The 14,442-nt window shown below is 39.8% G+C and carries 12 protein-coding genes; 5 read left to right on the top strand and 7 right to left on the bottom strand.

Features of this window, described 5'->3' with window-relative positions:
* Nucleotides 1–241: 241 nt before the first annotated feature.
* Nucleotides 242–1,111 (bottom strand): succinate--CoA ligase subunit alpha, encoded by an 870-nt coding sequence (gene sucD, locus BM015_RS06305; protein ID WP_090656109.1) that lies wholly within the window; start codon nt 1,109–1,111, stop codon nt 242–244.
* 231 nt (nt 1,112–1,342) lie between these two features.
* Nucleotides 1,343–2,509 carry a serine hydrolase domain-containing protein gene (locus tag BM015_RS06300; RefSeq protein WP_090656106.1) on the bottom strand — a complete coding sequence of 389 codons (1,167 nt, stop codon included), beginning with the start codon at nt 2,507–2,509 and terminating at the stop codon, nt 1,343–1,345.
* Between the two features lie 100 nt (nt 2,510–2,609).
* On the opposite strand from BM015_RS06300, the gene BM015_RS06295 reads away from it, so the two are divergent.
* From BM015_RS06295 to BM015_RS06285, 3 genes are all read left to right on the top strand, one after another.
* Nucleotides 2,610–3,773 carry a putative sugar nucleotidyl transferase gene (locus tag BM015_RS06295; RefSeq protein ID WP_090656102.1) on the top strand — a complete coding sequence of 388 codons (1,164 nt, stop codon included), beginning with the start codon at nt 2,610–2,612 and terminating at the stop codon, nt 3,771–3,773.
* A gap of 162 nt (nt 3,774–3,935) precedes the next feature.
* Nucleotides 3,936–4,697 (top strand): triose-phosphate isomerase, encoded by a 762-nt coding sequence (gene tpiA, locus BM015_RS06290; RefSeq protein ID WP_090656100.1) that lies wholly within the window; start codon nt 3,936–3,938, stop codon nt 4,695–4,697.
* Nucleotides 4,698–4,706: 9 nt separating this feature from the next.
* Complete coding sequence (locus BM015_RS06285) at nt 4,707–6,020, top strand: MATE family efflux transporter (RefSeq protein ID WP_090656097.1); 1,314 nt, start codon at nt 4,707–4,709, stop codon at nt 6,018–6,020.
* A gap of 57 nt (nt 6,021–6,077) precedes the next feature.
* On the opposite strand, the gene BM015_RS06280 is transcribed toward BM015_RS06285, so the two are convergent.
* Nucleotides 6,078–6,509 (bottom strand): putative quinol monooxygenase, encoded by a 432-nt coding sequence (locus BM015_RS06280; protein ID WP_090656094.1) that lies wholly within the window; start codon nt 6,507–6,509, stop codon nt 6,078–6,080.
* Between the two features lie 12 nt (nt 6,510–6,521).
* A complete protein-coding gene (locus BM015_RS06275; RefSeq protein ID WP_090656091.1) occupies nt 6,522–7,481 on the bottom strand; it encodes a hypothetical protein in 960 nt (319 codons plus the stop codon).
* Nucleotides 7,482–7,799: 318 nt separating this feature from the next.
* Between BM015_RS06275 and BM015_RS06270 the strand changes: the two genes are divergently transcribed.
* Both BM015_RS06270 and BM015_RS06265 read left to right on the top strand, forming a co-directional pair.
* Entirely contained in the window at nt 7,800–8,099 is a 300-nt protein-coding gene (locus tag BM015_RS06270) for a GIY-YIG nuclease family protein (RefSeq protein WP_090656088.1), read from the top strand.
* 290 nt (nt 8,100–8,389) lie between these two features.
* On the top strand, nt 8,390–10,336 hold the full coding sequence (locus BM015_RS06265) for a M1 family metallopeptidase (protein ID WP_245751261.1): 1,947 nt from the start codon (nt 8,390–8,392) through the stop codon (nt 10,334–10,336).
* A gap of 455 nt (nt 10,337–10,791) precedes the next feature.
* Here the strand turns inward: BM015_RS06265 and BM015_RS06260 are convergent, their stop codons facing one another.
* The 3 genes from BM015_RS06260 to BM015_RS06250 all read right to left on the bottom strand — a co-directional run bounded on the left by BM015_RS06260 (nt 10,792) and on the right by BM015_RS06250 (nt 14,358).
* Complete coding sequence (locus BM015_RS06260; protein ID WP_090656083.1) at nt 10,792–12,312, bottom strand: saccharopine dehydrogenase C-terminal domain-containing protein; 1,521 nt, start codon at nt 12,310–12,312, stop codon at nt 10,792–10,794.
* A gap of 36 nt (nt 12,313–12,348) precedes the next feature.
* The gene (locus BM015_RS06255; protein ID WP_090656079.1) at nt 12,349–13,788 is read right to left on the bottom strand and encodes a DUF4339 domain-containing protein; all 1,440 of its coding nucleotides are present in this window, start codon (nt 13,786–13,788) and stop codon (nt 12,349–12,351) included.
* Nucleotides 13,789–13,899: 111 nt separating this feature from the next.
* A complete protein-coding gene (locus BM015_RS06250) occupies nt 13,900–14,358 on the bottom strand; it encodes a YciI family protein (protein WP_218148440.1) in 459 nt (152 codons plus the stop codon).
* Between the last annotated feature and the right edge of the window lie 84 nt (nt 14,359–14,442).

Raw genomic sequence — 14,442 nt, 5'->3', positions numbered from 1 at the left:
GAAATATAAACAGGGCTGTTAAAAAAACCTATAAGGTCTTTAAAACCTTATAGGTTTTTATTTACTGTTTGTTTTATTTTGATAAAATATATGCTGCTATAAACATATTCCGGTTAATGTGCCTTTCAAAATTATAGATATAATAAAGATATATTCCGGCACAAGTATAATCTGCACTAAATAAAAAAGCTGAAATATAAGCAGGGCTTACAATTCAGCTTTCCAAAATATAACAATGAATTTATTTCAATACCTCAGCCATTGTTTTGCCAATGTCGGCAGGGCTGGCCACCACATGCACGCCACATTCGCTTAATATTTTCATTTTAGCGGCAGCCGTATCTTCAGCGCCGCCAATAATGGCGCCTGCATGGCCCATCCTGCGGCCCGGAGGTGCTGTTTGGCCTGCAATAAAACCAACAACCGGTTTTTTACCGTTATCTTTTATCCAGCGGGCGGCTTCAGCTTCCATGCCACCGCCAATTTCACCAATCATAATAATACCATCTGTTTCATCATCATTCATAAATAATTCCACAGCTTCTTTAGTGGTAGTGCCAATAATAGGATCGCCGCCAATACCAATGGCAGTGCTTATGCCAAGGCCGGCCTTTACAACCTGGTCGGCAGCTTCATACGTTAATGTACCGGACTTTGAAACAATGCCAATGCGGCCTTTCTTAAAAATAAAACCGGGCATAATGCCTACTTTGGCTTCATCTGCTGTAATCACACCAGGGCAGTTAGGACCAATAAGCCTTGACGATTTTCCCTGCAGGTAATTTTTTACTTTTACCATATCCTGCACAGGAATCCCCTCTGTTATACAAACGATCAGTTCAATACCTGCTTCGGCGCTTTCCATAATAGCGTCGGCTGCAAAAGCAGGAGGCACGAATATAATGCTCACGTTAGCGCCGCTATCTTTTACAGCATCGGCAACGGTATTAAAAACTGGCCTGTCCAAATGTGTGCTGCCGCCTTTGCCGGGCGTAACACCACCAACAACCTGGGTTCCATATTCGATCATCTGGCTGGCATGAAAACTGCCTTCTGTACCGGTGAAACCCTGTACAATTACTTTTGAATTCTTGTTCAGCAATACGCTCATGTGTAGTTTATTAAAGTCCGCAAAAATAATAGTTAGTTTTTAGTTTGCGGATGAAGATAATAAAATGATTGAATTTAGTGAATCATGAAACGTCAAACGTGAAGGCGAAATTTGATTATTATTATTGACAGGCTTATTATTCATCTTCTTTTGTTCGGGCTTGATTTCAGTTTTACATTTAAAATCTTCACGAACTTATATTCACGTTTCACGATTGCTGCTTCACGTTTATCATTCATCCAGTTTATCTATCTGCAGCTTGCCATTAAAGATGGATTCCATTTCTTTCGCCTGGTAAATGTTCCTGTTTTCCTTATTACCCAAAACAATAATGGTGGCTGTATCTTGCACCAATCTTATAAACGATGTATTCGTACCGTGCCATTTACCATTATGATAAATAACCGTGTCTTTATTTTTAATAAATAAACGCCAGGCTAAACCATAATTATGCATAGACCGCACTTCATTGCTTAATGGTGTAAAAGCCATATCCAGCGTTGACCTTTTTAAATAAGTATGCTGATATAAAGATTTGTCCCAGGCAAGCAAATCCCGCACTGTACTATATACATTCTTATCACCGTAAGTGCAATCGTATTGATCCATCGGGAATCCTCTTGAAACAGACCAGGTAGGATTATAATTAGCCGTATCTTTTATGGAAAAAATATAAGTATCGTGCATGCCCAGCGGTTCAAACAGCGTTTTCTTCATGTAATCAGGAAACTTTTGCCCCGTTATTTTTTCCACTATTAAAGCCAGCAAAACAAAGTTGGTATTGCAATATTGAAACCTTCTGTCAGGCAAATTCTGGATACGCGGTTTATGCACAATCATTGCATTCAGCACATCTTCATTCGTCATTTCTTTATGCTTGTCCCAAATGCTATCCATAAAATATAAATAGTTGGGCAAGCCGCTGCGATGACTTAATAAATTTCTTATAGTAATGCCTTTATACGGCAGTTGCGGAAAATATTTTTGCAGCGTATCTTCAAGCGAAAGCTTTCCATTTTCCCACAACTTCAAAACAGCCATACCTGTAAATGTTTTTGAAGTGGAAGCAATATGAAAAGGCGTATGCGGCGTAACAGAATCTTTGGTAATAAAATTTCCATACCCGCGATATTGTTCAAACAAAACCTGCCCGTTCTTGGCAACAAGTATGGCGCCGTTAAAGCCCGTTCTTACCAGCCTCTTTTGATAAAATTCATCAATAGCATTGGTGTATGCCGCAGCCTGCGCAGCGCTTAAACCTGTAAATTTAAAATCTGTTGTAAGGCCAACCGTATCTTTTTTACCGGCATTGCTTTTAGCAGTGCCCGATGAACATCTTATAAAAACAAAACAAAAAACTAAAACAAAAAAAAGGGCTAAAATTCGTGTATGCTGCATGAATCGGCTACTTTATTGTAATACTTTGTTCGCGGTAAATGTAATGCGATAGTGTATAAAATTTCATTTCAAATTTTTTTACAACAATATCTTTACACTTATGGTAATTATTTTATTTGACACAAATGCAAAGCAAAATTTATACCCACTTACACAAACAAAAGCTGTAGCCGATATACGCTATGGTATTTTTTCCATCAAAGAACGATGGGAAACCATAAGCGGCCTGCCGGTGTTTATACAGGCTGAAGATTATCTCGCAGGCTTATACGAAGCTCCGCCTGATGATGAATATTTATATATAGACGCTTCGCTGAAAGATGAGGATAACCTGCGCTCACAAATTCTTTCCCTCCAGCCTGGTGAAACTTTAAGGGATGATGACGGCATCATTGCATGCAGGGCAACAGCTTTAATTGACAATGATACATTGAATAAACCCGAAAAATATTTTACAAGCTTTACAGAAGCTGAAAATGTTATACGGCTGCAATATCCCTGGCAATTATTTTTATGGAATGATGAACAACTGCGTAAAGATTTTTTATTGTTGTTTGCAAGAAGCATGAGCCAGCCTTTACCTCAGGTCATTAAAACAAACCAGCCTGAAAATATTATTATCGAAGAAGGCGCTGTGGTTGAACATTGCATCATCAATGCTTCAACAGGCCCTGTTTATATTGGCAAAAATGCAACTATAATGGAAGGCGCTATATTGCGTGGCCCTGTTGCTATAGGTGAATTTGCTACTGTAAAAATGGGCGCCAAAATTTATGGCGCCACAACTATTGGCCCCTATTGTGTTGCAGGAGGCGAAATTAAAAACAGCATTTTGCAATCGCACAGCAATAAAGCACACGATGGCTATCTTGGCGATTCTGTTATCGGCAGTTGGTGCAACCTTGGCGCAGGCACCAGCAACAGTAATATTAAAAACACAGCGGGGCTTGTAAACATATTTCATGAAGCTTATGGCGTAAACGTAGATGCAGGCAGAAAGTTTGGCGTAATTATGGGCGATTATTCACGCACTGCCATTAATACTTCAATCAATACCGGCTCAATAATAGGTACCTGCTGTAATATCGTTAGCAAAGGGCTAACGCCAAAAATTATTGAAGACTTTACCTGGAACTTACAACAATCAACCAGCTATAAATTTGAAAAAGCTATTGAGCACATCAATAACTGGAAAGAATTAAAAGGCGAAAAATTATCTTCTGCCGAAATATCTGCGCTAAAGTATATTTTTGACCGCCGTTAAAATTTAATGAGCAGGCATAGGTTATACATATTCGCGCAGCGAAAAATTTCTTCTGGTCAGAAAAAACTTAAACCGCTCTGCCAAGTCTCCGGGCTTCGCAGGAATTATGCGTGAAGTCTCAGACTTCTCTAATAATAATCACAATAAAAAACAAAACATACAATGAGAAAGCAAATTGCCGCAGCAAACTGGAAAATGAACCTTACAGTTGATAAAGCCGAAACTTTGATTAATGATATTGTTGCTGCCGGTATTCAGCCCGGGCAAGATCAGGCCGCTGTTTTTGCAGTGCCTTTTCCTTACCTGCAACTGGCGCAAAAAGCCATTGAAGGAAAACACAATTATTTTATTGCAGCAGAAAATTGTTACAGCAAAAAATCCGGCGCTTATACAGGCGAAGTTTCTGTAGAAATGCTGCAGTCGCTCGGCATTCAATATGTTGTGCTTGGCCATTCTGAACGCCGTGAATATTTTCAGGAAAGCAACCAGTTTTTAGCAGAAAAATTAAATATTGCTTTAGAATATAACATCACTCCTATCTTTTGCTGCGGCGAACCGCTTAGCATTCGCGAAGCAGGCACACAAAACGAATTTGTGGCCACACAGCTCGAAGAATCTTTATTTCATTTTTCAAAAGATGATATTCAAAAAATCGTTATTGCCTATGAACCAATATGGGCAATTGGCACGGGCAAAACTGCTACCAGCGAACAAGCGCAGGAAATGCATGCGCACCTGCGCAAAGTGTTGGCCGGCAAGTTTGGCAAAGAAGTAGCCGGCAACATCAGTATTTTATACGGCGGCAGCGTAAAGGCCAGCAACGCCAAAGAAATTTTTTCACAGCCCGATGTTGATGGTGGCCTGGTGGGCGGCGCATCGCTTATTGCCGATGAGTTTATTACCATCATAAAAAGCCTGAAATAACCTAACCCAATGGGTTTAAAAAAACTTTTAACGCAAGGTATCATCTGGCGTAGCCTCTACTTTTTTTCAGTGCTGCTGGTAAATGTTTTTTTATCCCGTTATTTAAGGGCAGGCGCTACGGGCAACCTTTATTTTATATCCATTATTTTTTCTTTTATGCAGGTGGTGTTAAGCCTCGGTGGCGAACCGGGCTTAACCTATTTTGCATCGGCCAATATTATTCACCGTAATAAACTGCTTACCATTGCCGCAGTTTGGAGCATGGCTGCAGGCGCTATTATGGCGCTGTTGATTTATCTATATTACTTAATTAATCCTGCTGCCACTTCAACTGAAATAACCTGGTATTGTTTATACGGGTTTGTATTTGTATCCGGCCTGTCGCTGGCCAACTATGGGTCAGCCATTTATTACACAAAAGAGAATTATTACCTGCCCAATATTTTATTATCGCTTGTAAACATTTTGTATGTATTGCTTATTCCCGGCAAGGCATCTATGCCGGATGAAGGCCAGGTGCAATGGATAACGTTTTTATATTTCGCCACTTATTTCGCTGGTGGCCTGCTGGTATTTGCATCATATATCATCCTTTACAGAAAAGAAGGCAAACCCGGCTTTCCTGCGGGCAGCCTGTTCAGGCAATTGCTTAAATATTCTTTTACAGCGCTTGGCGCCAACGCCATTTTCTTTTTGGTGTACAGGGTTGATTATGTGTTTGTGAAATACAGCCCTGTTTGCACGCCGGAAGACCTGGGCAATTATATACAGGTTTCCAAGATCGGGCAAATGATGCTCATCATTCCGCAGATAATTGCTGTGGTTGTTTTTCCTACCACGGCGAGCGGCGCCGACGATAATAAACTGAACAATGCCATTATGGCGATGTCAAGAATTTTTTCGCAATTGTTTTTATTGATTTTTATTGGCATAGCCATATTCGGCAAACAGTTTTTCACTATTGTATTTGGCGAGAGTTTTAATAAGATGCAATTGCCCATGCTTATTTTAATACCCGGCATTTTTGCCTTAAGCGTGGCAACCTTATTATCGGCCTATTTTAATGGGAAAGGAAAAGTAAGCGTAAACCTGTATGCAGCAATTGCCGGCCTGGTTATAACCATTATTGGCGGCCTCATTTTTGTGCCAAAGTATGGTATAATTGCCGCCGCCATTGTAAGCACCATTAGTTACTTTGTTAATACTGCTATTGTAGTGTGGTTTTATTACCGCAACAACCCGCTGCATTTCGCCGGATTTTTTAAATGGAAGAAATCTGATTACGACTGGCTGCTGTCTCTGCTGAAAGCCGTGAAGGGTTAGAGACATAGCAAATGCCTTTGCAAACTGAATGAATGCCCGGCGATGAAGGCATTCAAATTACAAGCCTGGCTTTTTGGCTGAGCCAACCAATGTAACATCAACAAGCTCCAGCGATTGAACCATATTTTTTACAACCTCCTTATATTTTTTAAAATGTGGTGTTTGTATATGCATTTCATAAGCTGCCTTGTCTGCATATATTTCAAGTATGGTAATATTGGAAGGATCATTTTTATCAGCAACAGCATAATACGTTAATACGCCCGGCTCAGTACGGATAGCGGTTGTCATTTGTTCCCGCAATGCAGCATTATATTTTTCCAGTTGCAAAGAGTCCACTTTAATTTTTGCCAACCTAACCATTTGCATTTTTTCCTGTGCCATAAGCTTTATATTAAACGTAAGCATTACTGCTAAAAATACCATGACTGCAACCAGTGGTTTAGCGCCGCCAGGTTTACGTTTATAATTTGCGGGTAATGTTTGCATAAAAAAGTAAAACTATTTCATTTTTCCGTTTCTTATTACCAGGCACATTAGTTTATAACCGTTTCCTGTCCGTAAAAATTCATAATGGTTTTGCGTAAAGCTCTTTTTGTTTTTATGGGAAATTATTATAGACATTGCAGGGTAAATCCAATCTTTTGGTTCACCACAATTATTGAAATATTTTTCAAATTCATCCCCTTTAAACATAAATGGGTTTAGTCCATCGCTTGAAATGAAGTAGCCGGTTTGGGGTTGCAAAATTTCTAATAACCCATTTTTCAGAATTGTAAAATTGCCGGTAATAAGTTTTTCTTTATTGGCACTTCTCCATCCGTTTGGTGTTTCCCAGGTAATTGTATCGCAGGAATTAGCAATTAACCTTTCAATAGTTAAATTGGTTAGTAATTCTTTTTTAATCCACTGGCTAAATTCTTTCTCAAAATCAACAAATGAATAATAGCTGCCATCTATTGCTAAAAATGATTTTCTTGTTGTGTCTGACGGCGGGGCTTTTGTTTTTTCAAGTGAAAAAAAATTCAAATTATTATTAAGCTTAAAATCTTCAATAAGAATATTATTGTTAGTGTCAATAAGAAACTCCTGCCCGCCAACCCAACTATAATGTTCCCCGCCTTCCCAATATTTTTTCTCCACACCTTTCAATGCGGCTACCATTCCATTTCTAACTCTTGACAAGTCATTATAAATGGCAGGAATTACAATATCTCCGTTTTTATTAAACATTCCAGCTTTGCCGGTTTTTTGGTCTCTGAAACGAATAAAGCCCTCACTTTCACAATCAGCACCATTATCAAAAATGTATAAACTGTCCCTGCCAATAATTCTACCTTGTTTTGTAAAATAATAACTGCTCCATTCATCACTGTTTTGTTCTGTAACTGCAATAATGTTGTCAAACTTACCAGCGCTTGTAAACCCTGTAAATTTCGGTTCAACTTTTGTTGTATCCATCCAAACTACGCTCCCCCAGCCCGCAAAGCATTATTGTCAGTCCAGGCATCAGCCCAACAAACCTGCACTCTCATGCTATAATATCATAACCCATCCATTTCGGGAGGTTTCTCCTGTCGTCGAAATGACGTTCGAAGTGGTTTGTGTTTTTGCGATCTTATTGATTTAGTAAGTTTAATTTATAAGCGGCCCGTCATTTCGAAGGAGCATTGCAGAATGATTGTCTTTTAAACAAATCATTCATGCGACTGAGAAATCTCCCGAAATTAAGGGTGGGAGCCAAAATAATATATCTTAGAATAACCATTTTTCAACACAATGACAAAAGGTGGAAGTGTTTACATAATGACAAATAAGTTAAAGACGACTCTATATATTGGAGTAACGTCAGATTTACAGGCAAGAATCCGCCAGCATAAAAATCATTTTTTCAAAGGCAGCTTTACTGATGAATACAACCTGGAATATTGTGTGTATTATGAAAACTTTTTTTCAATAGAAGAAGCAATCCTGAGAGAAAAACAAATAAAAAAGTGGGGCAGGCTAAAGAAAGAAAAATTGATCAATTCAATAAAACCAAATTGGATTGACCTGTGGATTGAAATTGAAAAATGGTGAGGTATTAACGTGTTGTGCTATTAAATTCATATTTATTTTTTTAGGCCCCGGTGAATTGCTTTGCGTTTTTTCTCCTGTCGTCGGAATGACGTTCGAAGCGCCTTATATTTTGCAGTCATCCTTAATTTGGTAATCCGGTTTTAAATATGTCTTATCCCGGGCTCACGTTAAGTAAGCAGGCCCCAGGCTGTTTTTCCGCTGCATGGGTGCAGGCCGCAAATCTTAAACTTTTTTTAGCTTGTTAAAGCACTTTAGCATTTATCTTAGCGGCCATCACTTAATTAAATTTCATGAAACATTTATTCCTCAGCTTAACGCTGCTGATGGTGGCTTGTGGCTTTGTTGCTGCACAAAACGACAGCTCCCGCTACGATCAGCACATTGCATTTAACCCGCTTTTTTATCCGAGTAATGGAAATGAATACCGCAGTGCCAGTGGCGAACCTGGCCCGGCATACTGGCAAAACCGCGCAGATTATAAAATTGCGGTTACGCTGGATACGGCACAGCATAAGGTTACCGGTTCTGTTGTTATCACCTACAAAAACAACAGCCCCGACGCGATGAAATTTCTCTGGCTGCAGTTAGACCAGAATATCTATCGCGAAGACAGCCGCGCCCAGGCTACCACGCTCCAATCAGGCGGCCGCTGGGCAGCCCGCACTTTTACCAACGGTGATGAAATAAATTCAGTTGAAATATTATCCAAAGGCAAATCAATAAAACCCAAATACCGCATAAGCGATACGCGCATGCAGGTTTGGCTGCCCGATACACTGAAAGCAAAAACCGGCACGGTTCAATTGAAAATTGATTATTCATTTTCAGTGCCGGAATATGGCACAGACCGCATGGCAAGGCTGAATACGCAAAATGGCTGGGTATATGAAATTGCACAATGGTACCCGCGCATGTGTGTGTTTGATGATGTGCTTGGCTGGAACACCTTGCCTTATCTCGGCGCCGGTGAATTTTACCTGGAATACGGCGATATTGATTATACTATCACTGCACCGTCTAACTTAATTATAGTTGGCTCAGGTGAAATACAAAACCCCAAAGAGGTGTATACGCCAACTGTTTTAAACCGCATTGCACAGGCAAAAAACAGCGAAAAAACAGTTACCATTGTTGGCGCAGATGAATTAAACGGCAATACTTATCATCCCTATAAACCCACGCTTACCTGGCATTTTCTGTGCAAACAAACAAGGGATGTGGCATGGGCTGCATCAAAGGCATTTATTTGGGATGCTGCCCGCATAAACTTACCAAGCGGCAAGAAGGCATTGGCGCAATCTGTTTATCCTGTTGAAAGCGCCGGCAACGAAGCCTGGGGCCGTTCTACCGAATACACAAAGGGCACCATTGAATTTAATTCTAAGCAATGGTATGAATTTACTTATCCTTCAGCCACCAACGTGGCAGGCCGTGTGGGCGGTATGGAATATCCCGGCATCGTGTTTTGTTCATGGAAAGCTAAAAACGGTGGATTATGGGGCGTAACCGACCATGAGTTTGGGCATAACTGGTTTCCCATGATCGTTGGTTCCAATGAAAGAAAATATCCCTGGATGGATGAGGGTTTTAATACTTTCATCAATGGTATTGCCACCAAAGAATTTAATAAAGGTGAATATTACAGGAAGGCTGATGTGCAGCGTGCGGCAACCTCTATGTTCAGAAAGAATGCTGATGCTATTATGACCATTCCCGATGTAACGCAACAGCCTTTCCTGGGCAATGCAGCTTACCGGAAACCGGGCGCCGGGCTTGATATTTTACGTAAGCATATTTTGGGCGAAGAAACATTTGATTCTGCTTTCAGAACTTACATTGCAAGATGGGCGTTTAAGCATCCAACGCCGTATGATTTCTTTAGAACAATGGAAAACGTGGGCGGTGAAGACCTCTCCTATTTCTGGCGCGGTTGGTTTATGACCAACGATAAGCTGGACCAGGGCGTTAAGGAAATTAAATACGTTGAAAATGATCCTGCAAAAGGCGCCTTAATAACTGTTGTAAACAACGAACAAATGGTGTTGCCGGTGCCATTGCTGATTGAACAGGAGAATGGTAAAAAAGATACTATCACCCTGCCTGCTGAAATATGGCAGCGCGGCGGTTCATGGACTTTCCGCTACCCTTCGGCCAGCAAAGTTGTAAAGGTTACCATAGATCCGGATCATGATTATCCTGATATTGATACATCAAACAATGTACTGGAAGGCAATTAATAGCTGTTATGCTGCTTAACTATAAAGGAGATTGAACCGTCATTTCAACAACAATAACAAGTGCAGAAATGTCTCGTTATCCCCCGACATGACGAATTAAGAACGTTATTTAATAGATACTCTCTAAAATTTTAATAGCACAATAAGTTAGTTATATAAACAAAATAAAGGCGTGCATTTAAATGCACGCCTTTTTTGCCTTAAAATCCACTGATGTTTGCATAGGTACATCTTAAAATAGTTTTAGGGGTGAACTGTTTTAAACCTTTGCATGCAAAATAAAGTTGCAGCGATATAATTTTTTACGTGATTTATACCGTTGAATAGGGGAAAAATCCCGTATTTGGGAGGATGGATTTGCAATAGTCTGAGCGGAGCCGAAGACTATTATTGAGCGAAGTCGAAATCAGCAGCTAAAAAGTTTATGGGTATCCGGAAAGAAGAAAACAATGCGGTTATGCTTTTTCTTCGCTAAAGGCAATATCGTGCTGCTTTAATTCTTCAAGAACAGGCTGGTAAATAGAAGGAAGGTTTGGAATAAGCAATCCTGTTTCATTAATTTTTCCTTCCAGTATTAATTTGGCGGCAATGCCCAGCGGCAGCCCCACCGTTTTAGCCATCGCCGTATGAATATTATCATCGCCTTTTACAATAAGCGAAGACTTTACAGCAGATTTTTTATTATCAGTTTCATATTCTATTTCGTGCAGCATTACTATCATGTCCTTATCGCCGGTTTGCAATGCCAGTTTTTTTTCTGCAACAAACTGCATAATATCCGCAGCACTGCACAACCCTTTATTGATAAGCGTATCATCATTCAAACCGAGGAAAAATAATTGTTTCAGCGTAAGATTGGCTTCATGCATCTGGATTGCCACACTTTCGGCCGCTTTACTTTTTACATCATCCACATTAAGCGTTGTCAGGTTACCTTTTTCATCAATCATCATAAAATCATCCTCAGGCTCCTCTCCTTCGCTTATAGCATCCTGTTCCGCCTGCATAAGGTTCATTAGCTGCTCCATCATTTTTTTTGCATATTCAAGCCTTGAGCTAAGCAATTGCGTAAGCCATTCACCAAAGCCATGCTTTTCAAAATGCTGCCTGAAAAAAGATGATATGGTTAGCCCATCCGTTTCATACACCTTTTCTTCACCGGTTAATTTAAGGTCAATAATATTTTTCCAGCCAAAACAAAAATCCGGATGCCTTAATGTTGTGCGCATAAAAGTTTCCGCCTCCTCAAGATTATATAACGACATATATCCAAGCGAATCGCGGTTAGCATAAAATGCATACCAGCCTAAGCCCGGCACATTTACACCGTGCTTCCCGGAAAATAATTCTTCATATTTTAAAGTAACAGTTTCTCCGTTCTCTTTATATACCGCCCCTGCTTTTCCGGCCATAATTATGTTGCGCGGGTTCCAACTTATTTTATAATGCCAGGGATTATCATCGCTTTCTGGGGCAATCAATCCGCCGCAATGCGATTTAAAAGAAATAACCCTGCCGCCCTGTTCTTTTATTGAATGAATAAGCTGCATGGCGCTCATGTGGTCAATACCGGGATCGAGCCCCATTTCATATAAAAATAAAAGATTGCTTTGTTTGATGTCATTCGCATGCTTCTTTATATTATCATCAACATAAGAAGCCGTGAGCAAATGTTTTTTTAATTCAATGCAGTCAACAGCCACCAGGTAATGCAACTGCGCCGGCATTAGAGAAATAACAATATCCGCGCTGCCTATATACTTTTTTCTTTGTTCAGCATTGGTTATATCTACAGATACTGCTGTAACATTTTTATGTGTACCAACTTTTTGCTGCACCAATTGGAGATCGTTATCTGCAACAGTAACCTGCCATTTCTTTGCTGCAGCTAATTGTTTAAGATAATCAATAAGAACGGATGAAGATTTCCCGGCGCCAAATAACACAATATGTTTCGAGGTAAGTTCAACTGGCATTATAAAAATTTGTACTCAAATTTAGGAATGTATAGGTCAGTTATCATTCACTACATATAACTGTTTTGCATCCGAACTAATGAGAGAAATTTTAGACGTAGCGTAAGCAGAAGCTGCATCTTTCGGAGTTTTAATTGTTACATCCCTGCCTGCCCTTAAATTATGCAAATAAAATGTTTCGCCTTTTTTAAAGTTGTTGGCGGCATTAAAATATTGCACATCCACAACAACCAGGTCGAGATCAACATCGCCCACATTTTCAATTTTAATATTGGCTATACCATTCTTCATTTCAACCTGCGATGGCAATTTCACATAATTCGCTATAATTTTTTTACTGCTTATTAACGGCTTTGCCGCAGTAATATTCTTTACGCTAATACCTTCATCTTTGCTGTTCCCAACCGGCTTTGAATTATCCGCAGCCTCATTATTGAGTGCCTGTGCCTTATCAATATCATCGCTGGATTGCTGTGCATTCTGCATTGATACAGGTAATATTGCCACAGTTTTATCAGCAGGTTTCGAATCATGGTTAACGGCAGGCTGTGCATATACTTTTTTCCTTTCTTTAGCACGTTCAGCCAGCACTGTGTTTTTAGAAATTAAATCAGCCTGCTGCTGTGTGGACGAAGTGCCGGGCTTTTCACCTGTGGAGGCATTAATAGTTTGAATTGAATTGGCTGTATTAGCGCCGGAAACTACCTGCTTTTTTGAAGCGGGTGAAGGTATCGCGGGCATGTCCGTGTCATGAAAAAGCCAGTATGCAATGCTGAAAATTATGATCAAAGCAAACGCCGGCAATATAAAATCCCCTGTTTTGCCAAATGAAAACGACCGTTTTGTTTTTTGCTTTTGCTGCAAAATATTATCAATGTATTTATCTTCCAATGCGTGAAGCGGCTGTGCATATTTCGTTTGAAGTGTTGGTGTTTTTTTATCAGGTGCGTTCCTTGTATTAAAAAGTATTTTTTGTGCGGTAGCCGATATGCCATCCTTTTCTTTTTCCCAATCCAGCCATGCATCTTCCCAGCTTAAAGATTTTGATGATACGCTATTTAAACGGCCTGTAACCATGCTCTTTTTTACACTGCTTTTCTTTTCATTTTCAGGCTGATTATTTTTAATGGCAGGCGCAGCCGCTGTTTGAATTTTGCTCCACGCCGCAGAAACCTTATAACGGGGTTTTTCCTTTACAACCGGCGAAATATTATTGTTAACTGCAGTTGCAACATGCGCAGCAGGTTTCGTTGTTTTTGGAAAGTTGTTCATTGCCGGTTGCATGGCATTGCTTTCACCGGGCAAAGGCGCGTATTGTTTAAACTGCGGTATTTCTCCAGGGTAACGCCATGCCGCACTGCTGCCATCAACCCATATTAAATCGTATGGTTGCAGGCTTTTTTGAATAAGCTCCTCTGCCGTAAAAGGGCCTTCTTCTCTATTATTGCGCAACAGGCGATATACTTTTACACTCATAGTTTAATACGAATAAATATATAATGACCAATTTCATTTATTTATTGTAAATGCTATGATAAAATTTCCGGCAGCAGTTAATATGCCTGTTAAAAGAAAGCATTCATAAGTTCAGAAACTCTTTTTTGTAATTTTTTGATTCAGGCTAATTATTTCCTGCAAGGCTGCAGGGCCATACCATTCATACAGTTCTGCATCCAGGTGTTTGGATTGAAAAGCAGGGTCGGTGCTTAACCACTGTTTGGCTTCGTTAATGTTGGAAGTATTAAAAACAAATATGCCTTCGTAGCCTTTATCATTATTTCCTGTTGGGCCGGCAAGCACTAATTTATTTTCAGCAGCAAGTTTTTTTATGTTGTCCATGTGCCCCCTGAAAATAGTTGCAAGGGTTGTTTTAGATGTATCAGCAGCACTTCCCTTCTTCAGCATAACTAAAATATATGATTTCATTCCGTAATCATCGGCCTGTAATTTTTTGGCAAGCACCGAATCATAATTACTGTTTGTTTGTGCCTGCAACTGGCAAAAACAAAAGAGCATGGAAATGCAGGTTAGCATAAGTGTTTTCATATTAATTTGTTTATTTCAAATTTAAATAATCGGTCACTTAAGCCTGCAAATCTTTTAAAGAGCCTTTATTGATGTTTGTAAATA

The organism is Parafilimonas terrae (genome assembly GCF_900115755.1).
Taxonomy (GTDB): domain Bacteria; phylum Bacteroidota; class Bacteroidia; order Chitinophagales; family Chitinophagaceae; genus Parafilimonas; species Parafilimonas terrae.
The sequence above is the reverse complement of the archived record's forward strand: the minus strand, read 5'-3'. Positions and strand labels throughout refer to the sequence as shown.

Coding starts and splice junctions, on each gene's coding strand:
- tpiA (WP_090656100.1), top strand. CDS start 3,936: ATGAGAAAGCAAATTGCCGCAGCAAACTGGAAAATGAACCTTACAGTT.
- BM015_RS06250 (WP_218148440.1), bottom strand. CDS start 14,358: ATGAAAACACTTATGCTAACCTGCATTTCCATGCTCTTTTGTTTTTGC.
- BM015_RS06265 (WP_245751261.1), top strand. CDS start 8,390: ATGAAACATTTATTCCTCAGCTTAACGCTGCTGATGGTGGCTTGTGGC.
- BM015_RS06285 (WP_090656097.1), top strand. CDS start 4,707: ATGGGTTTAAAAAAACTTTTAACGCAAGGTATCATCTGGCGTAGCCTC.
- BM015_RS06255 (WP_090656079.1), bottom strand. CDS start 13,788: ATGAGTGTAAAAGTATATCGCCTGTTGCGCAATAATAGAGAAGAAGGC.
- BM015_RS06260 (WP_090656083.1), bottom strand. CDS start 12,312: ATGCCAGTTGAACTTACCTCGAAACATATTGTGTTATTTGGCGCCGGG.
- BM015_RS06275 (WP_090656091.1), bottom strand. CDS start 7,481: ATGGATACAACAAAAGTTGAACCGAAATTTACAGGGTTTACAAGCGCT.
- BM015_RS06300 (WP_090656106.1), bottom strand. CDS start 2,509: ATGCAGCATACACGAATTTTAGCCCTTTTTTTTGTTTTAGTTTTTTGT.
- BM015_RS06280 (WP_090656094.1), bottom strand. CDS start 6,509: ATGCAAACATTACCCGCAAATTATAAACGTAAACCTGGCGGCGCTAAA.
- sucD (WP_090656109.1), bottom strand. CDS start 1,111: ATGAGCGTATTGCTGAACAAGAATTCAAAAGTAATTGTACAGGGTTTC.
- BM015_RS06295 (WP_090656102.1), top strand. CDS start 2,610: ATGGTAATTATTTTATTTGACACAAATGCAAAGCAAAATTTATACCCA.
- BM015_RS06270 (WP_090656088.1), top strand. CDS start 7,800: ATGACAAAAGGTGGAAGTGTTTACATAATGACAAATAAGTTAAAGACG.